Source organism: Bacteroides eggerthii (assembly GCF_025146565.1).
GTDB lineage: Bacteria > Bacteroidota > Bacteroidia > Bacteroidales > Bacteroidaceae > Bacteroides > Bacteroides eggerthii.
Genome location: NZ_CP102258.1, coordinates 1,042,681 through 1,058,954 on the forward strand (window position 1 = coordinate 1,042,681; position 16,274 = coordinate 1,058,954).

A 16,274-nucleotide genomic window follows, 5' to 3' on the forward strand; every position below is an offset into this window, starting at 1 on the left:
TTGAATCTCATTTTGATACAACCCCATGAAATATAAGGCATAATAAGGTTTTATACCATATATGAGTGCGTCTTTATAAGCTTTCTATCAGACGTTTCAGTACCACTGTTGCAGAAATCTCCCGGTTGGCAGCTTCCGGTATTACGATAGATTGCGGACTTTCAATCACATCATCCGTTACAATCATATTGCGGCGTACCGGCAGGCAGTGCATGAAATAGGCATTGTTGGTTACTGCCATTTGGCGGTCGCTTACGGTCCAGTCGCGGTCTTTGCTCAGGATTTGTCCGTAGTTGTCACCGGTGTAGGCAGCCCAGTTCTTGGCATATACAAAGTCTGCACCTTCAAAAGCCTTCATCTGGTCGTATTCCACGCGGGCATTACCCACAAACTTAGGATCGAGCTCATAACCTTCGGGGTGGGTAATGACGAATTCGTAGTCCGTCGCATTCATCCACTCGGCAAAAGAGTTGGGAACAGCCTGCGGCAACGGGCGCGGGTGCGGAGCCCATGTCATTACGACTTTGGGACGCGCCGTTTTCTTGTATTCCTCAATTGTGATGAGGTCTGCAAAGCTTTGCAGCGGATGGCGTGTGGCAGCTTCCATAGAGAATACCGGACGGCCGGAGTGCTTTATGAACTGATTCAGTATCACTTCGTTGTAATCGTATTCGCGGTTTTCAAAACGGGCAAAGGAACGCACTCCGATAATATCGCAGTAACAACCCATTACGGGAATGGCCTCCAGCAGATGTTCCGGTTTGTCACCGTCCATGATGACGCCGCGCTCTGTTTCCAGTTTCCAGGCTCCTTGATTGATGTCCAATACAATGACATTCATGCCCAAATTGAGGGCGGCTTTTTGAGTGCTGAGACGGGTGCGCAGACTTGAGTTGAAGAATATCATCATCAATGTCTTGTTACGTCCCAGCTCTACATATTTGAAACGGTCTTTTTTGATTTCGAATGCTTCGTCAAGTGCAGTTCTCAGGTTACCGATGTCCTGCACGCAAGTAAACTTCTTCATACTTTTCTAATGATTAGTGGTTAATGATTAGCGATTAGCGGTTAGTGGTTAGTGATTAGTTAACCATTAATCACTAATTTCTTATCTGTCCTTCTCCTTCAATTATCCATTTATATGTGGTAATTTCTTCTAAAGCCATTGGTCCGCGTGCATGTAGCTTTTGTGTGCTGATGCCAATCTCCGCACCCAATCCGAACTGTGCGCCGTCTGTAAAGGAAGTCGGGGCATTGACGTAGACGCAGGCCGCATCCACTTCGCGGCAGAACCAGTCGGCATGGCCTTTGTCTTCGGTCACGATACATTCACTGTGCTTGGAGCCATATTGCTGTATGTGCGCTATGGCGCTATCTATACCTTCAACGACTTTCACTGCCATTTTATAGTCTAAGAATTCCGTACCGAAGTCTTCTTCCGTAGCTTCTTTCAGCAATTGGGCCGGATAGTGTCCTTGTAGAGAGGCGTATGCAAACGTATCTGCATAGATAATTACGTTGTTTTCCTGCAACGGTGCACAGAGGGCGGGCAGGTCTTTCATGCGGTCGGCGTCTACGAGTAGGCAGTCCAATGCATTGCATACACTGACGCGACGGGTCTTGGCGTTGTTGATAATGGCAGCCCCCATCTCTACATCTCCGTAACGGTCAAAGAATGTATGGCAGATGCCGGCGCCGGTTTCTATCACCGGAATGGTGGCATTCTGGCGGACAAAGTTGATGAGGTTGCTGCTGCCGCGCGGAATGATTAGATCTACATAACCGTTGGCATGGAGCAATTCGGTGGTGGCTTCGCGGTCGGAAGGGAGCAGTTCCACGATGTGCAGGTCTGTTTCAAACTGTTTCAGCACATCATGTATCACACTGATAATGGCGCGGTTGGAACAGTCGGCATCGCTTCCGCCTTTCAATATGCAGGCGTTGCCGCTTTTCAGGCAGAGCGAGAACACGTCGAAACTAACGTTGGGACGTGCTTCGTAGATGATGCCGATTACTCCGAAGGGGACGCTCACCCGCTTTATTTTCAATCCGTTGGGCATTACTCCCTGTTTTTGTACGCGTCCTACCGGTGAGGGTAACTTGGCTACTTTACGGATATCGGTTGCGATTCCTTTCAGACGCTCGGGTGTGAGCATCAGGCGGTCGTACTTCGGATTGGAAGTATCCATGCGGTTCAAGTCTTTCCGGTTTTCGGCAAGGATAAAATCGGTTCTCTCCTCGGCTGCATCTGCAACTGCCAGCAGTATCTGGTTGATCTTTTCGTCGTTCAGCGCCAATAGTTTGCGACTGGCATACTGTACGGCGGCAAAAGTTTTGCTTAAATTCATTTTTCTTTGAAGTTTATAATTGTTTCTTTCGCAAATGTAGTGATAATATTAATAAGTAGTGCATTAAAAGACAGGCATAAGTGTACCAATTTACTACCGCACTTTGGTACATCCTGTACCAAAGGCTGGTACATGAAATACCAAAGGTTGGTACATCTGGTACCAATGGTTGGTATATGTTGTACCAACGGTTGGTACGCGGAATATCACAGGTTGGTATATGAAATGCCTCCCGGAAGGATGCAGGTGCCAAAGCGTGTCGCTTTCTTTCGGCTTATTCTATATAGAGATAGTCGTAGTGCACTACGGGTTTCTTGCCATGTTTCCCCATGGCTTCACGCGCTTGTTCGGAGTTGCAATTGGCTTTGCCCACACCCACTGCATTTCCTGTATGGTCAATGATGCGCACAATGTCGTCTTTTTCAAATCCGCCCCGTACATCGGTGATGCCTATGGGGAGGATGCTGACTGCCTTGTCGGAAGCCAATATCTTGGTGGCGCATTCGTTGATGTGCAGTTCGCCTTTGGCGAAACCTTCGCTGTGGGCTATCCATTTCTTGACGCTGGATACGGGTTCGGGAGAGGGGATGAAACGGGTGTATTTCAATTCCTCGTTCTTCATTCTTAATTCCTCATTTCTCAGGATGTCTGTAAGTATATTGTCTCGCTTGCCGTTGGCAATGATGACGGTGATGCCCTCATCGGCCACTTTACGGGCGATGTTGGTCTTGGTGAGCATGCCGCCACGTCCGAAACTGGATTTAGAGGTCTGTATGTAAGAGGAGAGGTCTTTTCCATGTTCTATCTCGCGGATGACTTCCGATGCAGGGTCGGCAGGCGATCCGTTATAGATGCCGTCTATGTTGCTTAGGATAATCAGGGCTTGGACATCCATCATGGAGGCTATCAGTCCGGAGAGTTCGTCGTTATCGGTGAACATCAGTTCGCTGACGGAGATTGTGTCGTTCTCGTTGACAATGGGAATTACTCCGTTTTCCAACATGACGGTCATGCAGTTCTTTTGGTTGAGGTAGTGGCGGCGGGTACCGAAATTCTCTTTCATGGTGAGTACTTGCCCTACGGGGATGCCATGCTCGCGGAATAATTCGTAGTAGCGGTTGATAAGTTTAGCCTGCCCTACGGCTGAAAACAGCTGGCGTTGGTCTACGCTGTCCAGCTTTTTCGTAGGGTGTATCTCGCTCCGGCCGGATGCTACGGCACCGGAAGAAACAAGGATGATTTCCACACCTGCTTTGTGCAGCCCGGCTATTTGGTCTACAAGGGCGGACATACGCGTTACGTCCAATGTGCCGTCACGACGTGTCAATACATTGCTGCCTATCTTGACAGCAATTCTCGTTAGTTGTTGCTCCATATTTGTGTTCTTTCCCTATGTAGGGAGTTTAATCTCCCTCTTCCTTTTTTTCGTATGCACGAACAACCTCCATGGCTGTTTCGTAGTTTGCTTCATTTACGAGTACAGCTACATCTATTGCTGTATCGGGTAGGACAACGTTTACTACCATTCCGTCTTTCAAGGTTGACTCAATGTCATTGTTCCCTAACAGGCTTTTTACAAGTTGGGCTTCCCAAAGTGATCCTTTGAACACTTCGATGAGCTTGCTTTTATCTTCTTCTTTCATAATGGTATGAATTTAGAGTTCTTGTTTCACAAATATAACAAGTTTTTTTGACTTAATGTTTAATATCCTGTAATTTGTAGCTATAACTCGATGCGGCGTACCGTTATTGCTTCGTTCAGGAAGATAGATGCCGACTCGATGAATTTTTCTTCCGCCTCTGTGGTGTAATAGGTGCATTTGCCGCCTCGCGTACATTTGATATCTATTTCGGGGTGGCGGTGGAGATAGTCCTTCAAGCTGTCCGCTACTAATTGTCCTTGTGATACGATGGTGATGCCGGCCGGCATATACTGTTGTATCTTAGGCAGGAGTATCGGGTAGTGGGTGCAGCCTAGAATTGCGGTGTCTATTTCCCGGTCTTTGGCAAGAAGTTCATTTATGTATTTGCGGATGAAATAATCCGTTCCGTCACCCAGCGCTTCGTTGTTTTCTACGAGTGATACCCATAATGGACAGGCTTCTCCGCTGACTTTGATATCGGGGAAAAGTTTGCGGATCTCAAGCGGATAGGATTCGGATTTGATAGTGCCGCTTGTGGCGAGCACTCCGACGTGGCGGCTGCGAGTGATATTGCCGATACATTCCACAGTGGGGCGGATAACGCCCAACACGCGGCGTGCGGAGTCGAGGTGCGGCAGGTCGTTTATCTGTATGCTGCGCAGAGCCTTGGCGGATGCAGTATTGCAAGCAAGGATTACAAGGTGGCATCCCATTTCGAACAGTCGGGTAACAGCTTGCAATGTGAAAGCGTAAACAACTTCAAACGAGCGTGTGCCGTAAGGAGCGCGGGCATTGTCTCCCAAATAGATATAATCGTATTCTGGTAGTATTTCCCGTATCTTGCTCAAGATCGTGAGACCGCCGTATCCGGAATCGAATACGCCGATGGGGCCGGGGCTGGAGGGGAGTTTCTGTTTCATACAATCTTTCTGGCGCTAAGTGTAGTGTGCAGCAAAGATAATGTAATTTACGGGGATAGAGTGTGGATTGTGCATAATTTTGTAAAAGATGCCGGAATGTAAAAAAGCCAGACTGTCCAACAGTCTGGCTTTTTTCTGTGATTGCCTCATTTAGAGGTATACGGTTTACCGATGTTTGTTATTTGATGCCGAGTTGCGTTTTTACTTTGGCGGTAACATCTATGCTCTGCGTTCCTACATAGGGTATCGGAGTACGGGCCAAGTCGAATATATATACAACACCTTCAGCTTTACCTACCGCTTGGATAGCTTCGTCCAGTTTCTTATAGATAGGTGTCATAGCATCTTGCTGTGCTTTTTGCATGGACTGATAGGCTTCTTGCTGGAACTGTTCCTGGCGTTGTGCCATGTCCTGCAATTCTTTCTGACGTCTTTCTGCGATGTTTTTGGGCAGTGAGTCAGCTTGTGCTAAGAATTCTTGATACTTTTTATTGAACTCTTCCTGAGTGCGTTGCATTTCTGTTTGGTACTCTTTAGACATAGCATCCAGGTCGGCTTGAGCTTTTGTGTATTCCGGCATGGTGATGATAACTTCTTGGGAGTTCATGTGAGCGAATTTAGTTTGCGCCATGGCTCCCAGAGGGAGGGCAAACATAACTACGAGCAGTGCGATTTTTTTAAGCATAATATTTATATTTATTTTGATTATTATTCGTTATATGGGATGCAAATGTATGAAATTAATTTGAATATCCTAATTTTGCAAGCACTTCATTGCTTATATCGATACTTGGAGAAGCGAAAATTATGCTTGATGCGGATGCGCGGTCCACCACTACGGCGTAGCCTTTTTGTGTGGAGATAGCCTTTACCGCTTCGTAGATTTCATCTTGAATGGGCTGCATTAAGGCTTCGCGCTTTTTGATGAGTTCGCCTTCGGGACCGAAGTATTTACGGCGTAATTCCGCTGCTGATTTTTCTTTGGCAACAATCTCTTCTTCTTTCTTTGACTTCTGTGCGTCGGAAAGGGTCTTAATAGATGCCTGATAGCTATCATACAAACCTTTGGCTTCTTTGCCCAGCTTTTCAACCTCACTTTGCCATTGCCTGCTAGCTTGATCCAATTCTTCAGTTGCACTTTGGTAGGCAGGGATATTCTTCAGGATGTACTCCATGTCAATCAGGGCAAACTTCTGTGCATTGGCTGTCATGCCTATGGCAAACAGCAGAAACATGCTTAATAAACTCTTTCTCATAACGTTCTGGTTTTAGTTAAACAAAATTAGAACTCTTGTCCTAAGATGAAGTGGAACTGGCTGCCGCCGTAATCACTTCTTCCGAATACTTTGTCGAAACCGTAAGCCCAGTCAATACCCATCATACCAATCATAGGAAGGAAGATGCGGACACCGACACCGGCAGAACGTTTCAAATCAAACGGGTTGAACTTGTTTACGTCTTGCCAAGCATTACCGGCTTCAACAAAAGTCAACGCATAGATACTGGTACTTGTTTCCAGCATCAGCGGATATCTTAATTCCAGGCCGAGACGGGTGTATGCATAGCCTTCGTATCCATAAGGAGTAAGAGAGCTGTTTTCATATCCACGCAAGGCAACACTTTCGGTTGCGTAGCTGGAATATCCTGTCATACCGTCTCCACCCACGTCAAAGGTTTCAAACGGAGATTTCTTATATTTGTTGTAGTGCCCTAACAAACCGAACTCTACACGTCCCATCAATACCGGAGTGCGTTTTACTGCTATCGGGTCCATTAACGGGATGTATATTTTGGATTTGAATTTCCACTTGTGGTATTCTATCCACTTATGCATCTTGTTCATGTCGTCCTGATTGCTGGTACTGTACTTGCTGTAATCCGTACCGTCAAACAAAGAGTAGGGCGGCGTCAGTTGTGCCGATAGCGAGAACTCCGAACCTTGACGCGGATAAATAGGATTGTCGATAGAACTACGTGATAACGTGAGGTTTATACTCAAGTTATTACATTTACCGTTGGTGACAGGGAAATACTGCCAGTCGCTCAGGATATAACGCTGATAAGACAATTCTGCTGTAAATTGGAAGTAGTCATCCGGCCATTTCAGACGTTTACCGAACATTACTGCCAATCCCCACATCTGAATGGATTTGTCAGGATCGTAATAGTTCTCGTAATTGTTGTAGTTACCATAGTTATACATGCCATAACCGTACATGCCGCTATAATAGCTGTTGTAATAGCTATTCATGTATGCGTCATTGTAGTAGCGGCTACTAATGTCTGTCTGACGGGAGTAGAATGCAGATACGGAGAAAGCATTCGGACGTTTGCCACCAAACCAGGGATCATAGAATGATACGCTGTATGATTGGTAATATTTGGCATTGGTCTGTCCGCTGATTGTCAATGTCTGTCCGTCGCCTTGTGGCAGGATACCACGATAATTTTCTCCCGGATGCAAGAGGTTGGCAACAGAGAAGTTTGTGAACTTCAGGCTCAGTTTACCGATAATACCTGTTTGCCCCCAACCGGCAGAGAATTCTACTTGGTCGTTTGCTTTGGAAATGAGGTCATAGCCGATGTCTACTGTGCCGTCCTCCGGTTTGGGTTGAATGTCCGGTTGGATTTGTTCGGGGTCGAAGTGTCCCATTTGCTGGATTTCACGCATGGAACGCATCAAGTCCTCACGACTGAATAATTGACCCGGGCGGGTGCGTAACTCACGACGGACTACATTTTCATATAAACGGTCGTTACCATTGATGCTGATTTTGTTGATAGTAGCCTGCCGACCTTCAAAAATACGCATTTCCAAATCAATGGAGTCACCTACGATGTTTACTTCCACCGGGTCGAGCGAATAGAACAGATAACCATTATTGTAATAAAGGTTGCCGATTGCATCTTCGTCCGTACTGGTGCGCTCTTCCAGCAGTTTCTGGTTGTAGACATCTCCTTTCTTCATGCGCAACAAGAAGTTTAACTGTTCGGAAGGATAAAGGGTGTTACCAACCCACGTTACATTACGCAAATAGTATTTCTGGCCTTCTTCAATTTCCATTGAAATATCTACCGTACGTTCATCATAGGGCTTGATGCTGTCTGTCACAATCATGGCATCACGATAACCTAGTTCGTTATATTTGTCTATAATGAGCTGTTTATCGGCTTCATAGTTCTCCTCCACGAATTTCTTTGTACGGAAGAGGTTGAGAAGTTTGCCCTTCTCGTTGGTTTTCTTCATCACACGTTTCAGTTTCTTGGTGGTGATGGCTTGGTTACCGGTAATCGTGATTTTATGTACTTTTACTTTCTCTTTCTTGTCGATGTTAATATCGACCAAGACTTGATTGGCATTATTGGGATCATCTTTTTGGGTAATGATCACATCGGCATTTTTGAACCCCTTATCATCAAAATAACGTTTGATCAGTGTTTTGGCACGATCTATTAAGTTAGGAGTTACTTGGTTTCCTTTTATCAGTCCTACTCTGGCCTCTAAGTCTTCACGCTCTGATTTCTTCACGCCATGATAGCGGATGTCGGACACGCGGGGACGCATGGTCAAGTGGATTGTGAGCCAAATCTGATCGCCTTCAATCTTGTCTGCCGTAATTTGTACATCCGAAAAAAGGCCATGTCGCCAATAGCGTTTACATGCTTGCGTTATTTCATCACCGGGTACGGTAATCGTTTGGCCTTTGGATAATCCGGATAAACCAATGATTACATAATCTTCATAATTCTTGGCTCCTACTACCTTTATATCTGCTATTTCATACTTTTTGGGTGTCCCCGAATAAAGGATAACCGGCTTTTCGGCCCCATCAGTATTGCTTGTGTTCTGTGCCGCGCTGGTCAGTACACAGCTAAAGAGGCAGATAATTGTTACGAGTATGGAGAAAATACGATAGTACATCTTTTTATTTACTATTTTACAATTTACTATTTACTATTTGTGTTTGTTCGGTCAACTGATTTGTTCACTGGTTTTTCCGAACCTGCGCTCACGCTTCTGATAGTCGTAAATGGCTTTGTGAAGTGCCTCTTCACGAAAGTCCGGCCAATAGGTGTCGCAGAAATAAAGTTCCGAGTAAGCACATTGCCAAAGCAGGTAGTTACTTAGGCGAACTTCTCCACCCGTACGTATCAATAGATCCGGATCGGGCATAAAGTTGGTGGTAAGGTGCTGGGAGAACAGGTGGCTATCAATCCGGTCGGGAGCTAATTCGCCTTTTTGCACTAAGATTGCAATCTGGCGGGCCGCTTCTGTTATCTCCCAATGAGATGAGTAGCTGATTGCCAGCACTAAGGACATTCCCGTATTATTTGCGGTATGTGCCACACAGGTTTCCAAACGTTCCCGTACATTGTCGGGTAGCTTGGTTAAGTCTCCTATAATTCGGAAACTGATATTATTCTTCATGAATGTTTCTTCCTCGATAGAGTCGAAAAGAAGTGCCATCAGTGCGGCGACTTCGTTAGAAGGACGATTCCAATTTTCGGTGGAGAACGTATATAAAGTCAGATATTTGATGCCTAATTTTGACGCTTCTTCTGCAATGATATGCACAGTCTCAGCACCGGCTTGGTGTCCGTAACTGCGTTCTTGTCCACGCAGTTTTGCCCAACGCCCGTTGCCGTCCATGATGATTGCCACGTGCTGTGGAATTCGGCTTAAATCAAGTTCTTCTGTATTCAGCATCTTTCTATACTTACATCTCTTGTCTTGGTTACTATTATTCGTCTTATACCTTATATAATAAAGACAACAATAACATAATAGGTTTATGGTATAGCCGGCATCAGCTTATTAAGATGTCCGCGCCAAACAGCATTTGTCTTTCCGTCGCCACCAAATATTACCCATATATAAGGACTGTCAACAACAATGGAGTAAGGGGCGGTTATGCCTGCCATATCTTTGTCCAATAAGAACTTCTTTTCTGTTTTACGCCAAGATATGCCGTCTACTGAGGAGTAGATAACATTTAGTCTGTTGACGTCTTCACTTCCGAATATATAGAATATATTTCCGTAATTCATCACAACCGGATTTTTCAATGCCGGGCAGAATGCATCATATGCCGTATTATCAAGTGGGAACCAATTCCTGCCATCGTTAGAGACCCAGGGAACCGTTTGTGATAGGTCGCTGTTTGAGGTAGTACCTACCATTATAGTCTGCAGCTGATAGTTTGTTTCAAAGTTGGCGGAGTAGATATTGGCTGTCGGATGATAATTTGTATCGTCAAATTGACCGCTGTTTTGGCTTTCTCCATTGTCGCTGGTAGAGTAAACTCCGTTATCGGTAATAACGGTAAGCGTATTCGGAAAACCTGCCACTAATGCCTGAACATCACTTCCTAATTTAGGTACGATCTCCCATTGAATGCCGTCTTGTGAGGTAAAGACTTGCTTGTTTTCTGTAACAATGTAGAGTTGCTCTCGGGATGTGGTGCTTGTAGCTCCTTCTTCATATTTCACGTTGACAAGTGTTGCCAGCTTGGCATCAGTCGGAAAATCTATATAGGCATCAGCTGTTTCCCATCCGTATTCACTTGGCTTTGTAGAAGTCTTATAAGCAGCATTTTGTGTAAATACCCATAAGTCGTTATTGAACAATATTGCTTTTTGTCCTTTTACAGAAGGTATTCCAGGGAGGGCAGATGCCATACGATCCCAAACTAAAGAGTCTGGATCCTGTTTATGTTTCCTGATTTTGAGGGTATACTCTCGAACTGTGCTGAGGTCCGGCGCATGCACCTTAAATTTCATGCCATCGTTGTTGTTGACTGCTCCAGTCAAGTCTACCGAGTCGGTTTGAACAAATATAGTGTCATTAAGTCCGGCAGTTATCCAACCGCTTACGAGGAAAGTGTCAATTAATATGCGATCAATAATAGTATCTGCTCCAACAGGCAATGAGTCTTGGTTGTAAATCTCTCTGTGCAGTTGGTCTATTGTGAATTTATAATGCTTGCCATATATCGTGTCAAGGGCAAATGCATGTACCGTCGCGTCAGAACTTAATTCGATTGTATTATCATCAGAGTCAAGGCACGAACTTATTGCGATTGATACAAAAATGAAACTTGCAATTATTGCTAAAAACTTTATTCTCATTTTAAAAGATAGTGTTTATTTACAAGTTGCAAAAATAGGAACATTTTTTTCTATAAACAGCTTTATCGGCAAGTTTTATATAAAATTATAGATAATATGGCTGTTTTTCTCGATTAAAAAGCCCTCGAATAAGGCTGTTAGCCTAATCTTGTGGCGATGTAATGCCGAAAATTTCTTCCGAAATATTGTTCATTGACATAAGGTATTTTATTGCCTATTTCAGGTGCTTTAACACCGGAGAATAATTTTAGAGGGCTTTCTTCCACAAAAATCTCGTCCCATAGCTCTGCATTAATGAAAGATTGTAATAAGTAGCTTCCTCCTTCTACGAGTAATGATTGCAGTCCTTGCGCATACAGATGTTGCATGATTTGGGGCAATATATTTTGTTGAAAGTCAATAACGATGTATTCAGTGTTAGGGAATGCTGCATGCGGCTGTCCCGTAAAAACAAGTGTGCGGATACTGTCATCGAACAGATGTAAGGAAGGTGAGAGGCGTTGCTGCCTGTCTATAACAATCCGTACGGGAGATTGACCTTGCCAGTTGCGTACTGTCAGACTGGGATTGTCCAACTCTGCTGTGTGTGTGCCCACCATGATCGTGCTATGTTCTGCCCGTCTTTTGTGTACAAGCATGGAGGTCAGAGGAGTGGATAGAATAACCGGTTTTCCGTCCTTTCGGCATTTGTCAATGTGCTTATCGGCAGACTCAGCCCATTTCAACGTGATGTAGGGCCGGTGCAAAGAGTGGAATGTGACAAAACGCCGGATTAAGTTTTTGCAATCTTCTTCCAGTACTCCGACGATGACTTCACGTCCTGCATCTTTCAATTTTTGAATACCTCGTCCTGCTACTTTTGCAAAGGGATCTTGGCAGCCGATTACAATACGGGGGATTTGTTTCTCGATAATCAGATCGGCGCAAGGCGGTGTCTTACCATAGTGGGCGCAAGGCTCCAGACTGACATAAATGGTGGAGCGTTTCAGTAAAGAGGGCTCTTTTACAGAGCGAATCGCGTTAACTTCGGCATGCGCTTCACCACAACGTATATGATAGCCTTCGCCTATAATTTTCCCGTCGCACACAATTACTGCGCCTACCATTGGATTGGGAGCAGTGTTGCATAAACCGTTTTGGGCTAACTGAATACAACGGCGCATATATTTTTCTTCTTCCATACTTTGTATTACTCTTAAAGTTCTACTATTTTTGCAGCTTGAATGCCGAATGTTATGAATGTTTCCGTCTCTTATATTCGTCGTGCTTTGCAGGAGAGTTACTCTGTGCAAGAAGCTGCCAACTTATCCCGCATTGTCTGTTGTGAAATGCTGGGACAGACCACGATTGATTATTATTTGGGCAAAGATATAATTTTATCTTCAAAAGAGATGCAGAAATTAAATGGCATTCTTGCCCGTTTGCTTAATTTTGAACCGATACAGTATATACAGGGAACTGCCCGTTTTTTGGAACGCTCCTACCATGTCGCTCCGGGAGTGTTGATTCCCCGCCCGGAAACGGAAGAATTGGTGGAGGTAATGCTAAGGGAAATCTCGTCTGATGCCCGTATCCTTGACATTGGAACAGGAAGTGGCTGTATTGCTATCTCTCTTTCCAAAGCGTTCCCGAATGCGAAAGTAACGGCCTGGGATGTTTCGGAGGATGCCCTTTGTATCGCTCGCCGCAATAATGATGATTTGCAGGCGTCGGTTTGTTTTGTGAAGCAGGACGTATTGGCATGGGGAGGGGATGGCGGACAGTGCTATGATGTGATTGTCAGTAATCCACCGTACATCACAGAGTCGGAAAAGCAAGAGATGGAGCGTAATGTTTTGGACTGGGAACCTTTTTCGGCATTATTTGTTCCGAATAATGATCCATTGCTCTTTTATCGGAGAATTGGAGAATTAGGCAGGATGATGCTGGTAGACGGTGGCCGGCTTTATTTTGAAATAAATCGGGCTTATGGGGAGGCTACGGCGATGATGCTTTGTGGACAAGGATATACCGGTATACGGATACTAAAAGATATTTCCGGAAATGATAGATTTGTAATTGCAGAACGATGATAGAAATTACTGAAACAGATGCTTTAAGCCGGCTGGCTGCTTATTGTTCCACAGCGGAACATTGTCGGGCGGAAGTTACGGAGAAGTTGCAGCGATGGGGGATCTCCTATGATGCCATAGACCGTATCATAAACCGTTTGGAACAAGAAAAATACATTGACGAGGAGCGCTTTTGCCGCGCTTTTATTCATGATAAATACCGCTTTGCCAAATGGGGGAAAATAAAAATAGGTCAGGCACTCCAATTAAAGAAAATTCCCCAAAGAGTTTTTTTTCCGTACCTGAATGAAATTGATGAGGATGAATATCTTGCTATTTTGAATAATCTGCTGATGACAAAACGTAAAAGCGTTCATGCCGAGAATGAATTCGAATTGACTAACAAGTTGGTACGTTTTGCTCTGAGCAGAGGATTCGAAATGAAAGATATTCGCCATTGTATTACACTTTCTGATGAAAATGACAATCTGGAGTAAAAATTATCCGTTTTCTTTTTTCTATTCTCGTTAGCTTTCTGTATTTTTGCAGCATATTTATCATAATAGTTAGTTTAGCTATGAAAACTTTAGAAAGATTGTTTGCAGAGAAGTTGCTGAAGATTAAAGCGATTAAACTACAACCCGCTAATCCATTTACTTGGGCATCAGGATGGAAATCTCCGTTTTACTGTGATAACCGTAAAACTCTTTCATATCCTTCTCTCCGTAATTTCGTGAAATTGGAAATTACGCGTCTGATTCTGGAACGTTTCGGCCAGGTTGATGCAATAGCTGGTGTCGCTACAGGAGCTATTCCTCAGGGGGCATTGGTGGCTGATGCATTGAATCTGCCATTTGTATATGTGCGCTCTACTCCGAAAGATCATGGATTGGAGAACCTGATTGAAGGTGAACTTCGTCCGGGCATGAAAGTTGTTGTGGTGGAAGATTTGATTTCTACCGGTGGAAGCAGTTTGAAGGCTGTTGAGGCTATTCGTCGTGATGGATGTGAAGTGATCGGTATGGTTGCTGCTTACACTTATGGGTTTCCTGTTGCAGAGAAGGCATTCAAAGAAGCAAAGGTTCCTTTGGTGACATTGACCAACTACGAAGCCGTAATGGAAGTTGCGCTTCGTACAGGTTATATCGAAGAAGAAGATGTGGCTACGTTGAATGAGTGGCGTAAAGATCCTGCACATTGGGACGCTGGAAAATAAGATTTATTTTATATAATGATAAGATTATGACGAAAGAACCATTCGGATAAATACTGTCCGGATAGTTCTTTTTGTCTTTTAAAGACCATTAGGATTATGACTAAATTTGAAAGTGCGGTGAAGGTGATACCTGCCTCGCAAAATGCTGTTTACGAGAAACTTTCAGACCTTAATAATTTAGATAAGGTAAAGGATCGTCTGCCGCAGGACAAGGTGAAGAATTTGAGCTTTGATAAGGAAAATCTATCGATAGAGGTGCCACCGGTTGGGAAAATCGTATTACAGATCGTAGAGAAAGAACCTTGTAAGTGTATCAAGTTTGCAACAACGAGCTCTCCTTTGCCGTTTAATTTGTGGATACAGATTGTGCCTGTTACAGAAACGGAATGTAAAATGAAACTTACTATTGGAATGGAGTTAAATCCGTTTATGAAAACTATGGTGCAGAAACCTTTGCAGGAAGGATTGGAGAAAATGGCAGAAACTCTGTCGCTAATCAAATATTAATTCATTAATCACTAGAAATTCATGGTTCAGAAACTTTGGGAAAAATCCGTTCAGGTGAATAAGGATATAGAGCGTTTTACGGTGGGACGCGATCGGGAAATGGACCTTTATCTGGCAAAACATGATGTGCTGGGATCCATGGCGCATATCACGATGCTGGAAAGTATCGGCTTGTTGGCAAAGGATGAGTTGTCTTTGTTGCTTGCAGAATTGAAGAATATTTATGTTACAGCTGAAAAAGGGGAGTTTGTGATAGAAGAGGGAGTGGAAGATGTCCATTCTCAGGTGGAGCTGATGCTGACTCGTAAGCTGGGTGATATAGGAAAGAAAATTCACAGTGGACGGTCACGCAATGACCAGGTATTGTTGGATCTGAAACTTTTTACCCGTACGCAGATAAAGGAAATAGCTGAGGCTGTGGAGCAGCTTTTCCATGTGCTTATCATGCAGAGTGAGCGTTATAAGGACGTGTTGATGCCGGGATACACTCATTTACAGATAGCAATGCCATCATCTTTCGGACTGTGGTTTGGCGCTTATGCGGAGAGTTTGGTAGATGATATGCTATTTTTGCAGGCTGCCTTCAAGATGTGTAATCGTAATCCTTTAGGCTCTGCTGCAGGATACGGTTCTTCCTTTCCTCTGAACCGTACGATGACTACTCGGTTATTAGGCTTCGATTCATTGAATTATAATGTGGTATATGCTCAAATGGGGCGCGGTAAAATGGAGCGTAATGTTGCTTTCGCTTTGGCAACTATTGCGGGTACCCTTTCCAAACTTGCATTTGATGCTTGTCTGTTCAATAGTCAGAACTTTGGGTTTGTAAAGTTGCCCGATGACTGTACTACCGGTTCGAGTATCATGCCACATAAGAAAAATCCGGATGTATTTGAACTGACACGTGCCAAATGTAATAAATTACAATCATTACCTCAACAGATAATGATGATAGCCAATAATTTGCCTTCCGGTTATTTCCGGGACTTGCAGATTATTAAGGAGGTGTTCCTGCCTGCTTTTCAGGAATTGAAAGACTGCCTGCAGATGGCAACTTATATTATGAATGAAATCAAGGTGAATGAACATATTCTTGATGATGATAAATATTTGTTTATTTTCAGTGTGGAAGAGGTGAACAGTCTGGTCCGGGAAGGTATGCCGTTTCGCGATGCTTATAAGAAAGTTGGTTTGGACATTGAAGCCGGTAAGTTTTCTCATGACAAAGAAGTGCATCATACGCACGAAGGCAGTATTGGCAATCTGTGCAATGATGAGATTTCTGTTTTAATGCAGAAAGTTGTAGATGGTTTTAATTTTGGAACAATGGAACAGGCTGAAAAGGCACTGCTTAGTAGGTAGCGCTATTAGTTAACTTGTTGTAGTGTACGATGTTAACTTCTTATATTAAGTATGTTAACTTATTAATGATAGCTCAGTTAACATCGTACTTCGAGTCC

General features: G+C 44.0%; 16 protein-coding genes. 5 read left to right on the forward strand and 11 right to left on the reverse strand.

The window, feature by feature from the left end:
- Positions 1 to 73: 73 nt before the first annotated feature.
- The 11 genes from NQ546_RS04255 to ribD form a co-directional block, all read right to left on the reverse strand.
- Positions 74 to 1,027, reverse strand: coding sequence for a Rossmann-fold NAD(P)-binding domain-containing protein (locus NQ546_RS04255; RefSeq protein WP_004292216.1), 954 nt, complete (start codon positions 1,025 to 1,027; stop codon positions 74 to 76).
- A gap of 73 nt (positions 1,028 to 1,100) precedes the next feature.
- A complete protein-coding gene (locus NQ546_RS04260) occupies positions 1,101 to 2,348 on the reverse strand; it encodes a glutamate-5-semialdehyde dehydrogenase (protein ID WP_004292217.1) in 1,248 nt (415 codons plus the stop codon).
- Between the two features lie 274 nt (positions 2,349 to 2,622).
- Entirely contained in the window at positions 2,623 to 3,723 is a 1,101-nt protein-coding gene (gene proB / locus NQ546_RS04265) for a glutamate 5-kinase (protein WP_004292218.1), read from the reverse strand.
- Positions 3,724 to 3,751: 28 nt separating this feature from the next.
- The gene (locus tag NQ546_RS04270) at positions 3,752 to 3,991 is read right to left on the reverse strand and encodes a DUF2007-related protein (protein WP_004292219.1); all 240 of its coding nucleotides are present in this window, start codon (positions 3,989 to 3,991) and stop codon (positions 3,752 to 3,754) included.
- A gap of 80 nt (positions 3,992 to 4,071) precedes the next feature.
- Positions 4,072 to 4,911 carry a glutamate racemase gene (gene murI, locus NQ546_RS04275; protein ID WP_004292220.1) on the reverse strand — a complete coding sequence of 280 codons (840 nt, stop codon included), beginning with the start codon at positions 4,909 to 4,911 and terminating at the stop codon, positions 4,072 to 4,074.
- A gap of 178 nt (positions 4,912 to 5,089) precedes the next feature.
- Positions 5,090 to 5,596 (reverse strand): OmpH/Skp family outer membrane protein, encoded by a 507-nt coding sequence (locus NQ546_RS04280; RefSeq protein WP_004292221.1) that lies wholly within the window; start codon positions 5,594 to 5,596, stop codon positions 5,090 to 5,092.
- Between the two features lie 55 nt (positions 5,597 to 5,651).
- Entirely contained in the window at positions 5,652 to 6,167 is a 516-nt protein-coding gene (locus NQ546_RS04285; RefSeq protein ID WP_004293123.1) for an OmpH/Skp family outer membrane protein, read from the reverse strand.
- A 26-nt stretch (positions 6,168 to 6,193) separates the two neighbouring features.
- Complete coding sequence (gene bamA / locus NQ546_RS04290) at positions 6,194 to 8,833, reverse strand: outer membrane protein assembly factor BamA (protein WP_004292223.1); 2,640 nt, start codon at positions 8,831 to 8,833, stop codon at positions 6,194 to 6,196.
- 51 nt (positions 8,834 to 8,884) lie between these two features.
- Complete coding sequence (locus tag NQ546_RS04295) at positions 8,885 to 9,619, reverse strand: isoprenyl transferase (RefSeq protein ID WP_004292224.1); 735 nt, start codon at positions 9,617 to 9,619, stop codon at positions 8,885 to 8,887.
- Positions 9,620 to 9,702: 83 nt separating this feature from the next.
- Positions 9,703 to 11,040 carry a DUF6242 domain-containing protein gene (locus NQ546_RS04300; RefSeq protein WP_004292225.1) on the reverse strand — a complete coding sequence of 446 codons (1,338 nt, stop codon included), beginning with the start codon at positions 11,038 to 11,040 and terminating at the stop codon, positions 9,703 to 9,705.
- A gap of 137 nt (positions 11,041 to 11,177) precedes the next feature.
- Positions 11,178 to 12,221, reverse strand: a complete 1,044-nt coding sequence (gene ribD, locus NQ546_RS04305) for a bifunctional diaminohydroxyphosphoribosylaminopyrimidine deaminase/5-amino-6-(5-phosphoribosylamino)uracil reductase RibD (RefSeq protein WP_004292227.1) — start codon at positions 12,219 to 12,221, stop codon at positions 11,178 to 11,180.
- A 54-nt stretch (positions 12,222 to 12,275) separates the two neighbouring features.
- Between ribD and prmC the strand changes: the two genes are divergently transcribed.
- The 5 genes from prmC to argH all read left to right on the forward strand — a co-directional run bounded on the left by prmC (position 12,276) and on the right by argH (position 16,176).
- Complete coding sequence (gene prmC, locus NQ546_RS04310; RefSeq protein WP_039953561.1) at positions 12,276 to 13,112, forward strand: peptide chain release factor N(5)-glutamine methyltransferase; 837 nt, start codon at positions 12,276 to 12,278, stop codon at positions 13,110 to 13,112.
- Positions 13,109 to 13,588: a regulatory protein RecX gene (locus tag NQ546_RS04315; protein WP_004292229.1), complete on the forward strand. Its 480-nt coding sequence runs from the start codon at positions 13,109 to 13,111 to the stop codon at positions 13,586 to 13,588. Before prmC ends, NQ546_RS04315 begins: the two co-directional genes overlap by 4 nt.
- A gap of 80 nt (positions 13,589 to 13,668) precedes the next feature.
- A complete protein-coding gene (pyrE, locus tag NQ546_RS04320; RefSeq protein ID WP_004292230.1) occupies positions 13,669 to 14,307 on the forward strand; it encodes an orotate phosphoribosyltransferase in 639 nt (212 codons plus the stop codon).
- Between the two features lie 96 nt (positions 14,308 to 14,403).
- On the forward strand, positions 14,404 to 14,814 hold the full coding sequence (locus tag NQ546_RS04325) for an SRPBCC family protein (RefSeq protein ID WP_004292231.1): 411 nt from the start codon (positions 14,404 to 14,406) through the stop codon (positions 14,812 to 14,814).
- Positions 14,815 to 14,835: 21 nt separating this feature from the next.
- Positions 14,836 to 16,176, forward strand: coding sequence for an argininosuccinate lyase (argH, locus tag NQ546_RS04330; protein ID WP_004292232.1), 1,341 nt, complete (start codon positions 14,836 to 14,838; stop codon positions 16,174 to 16,176).
- Positions 16,177 to 16,274 lie beyond the last annotated feature (98 nt).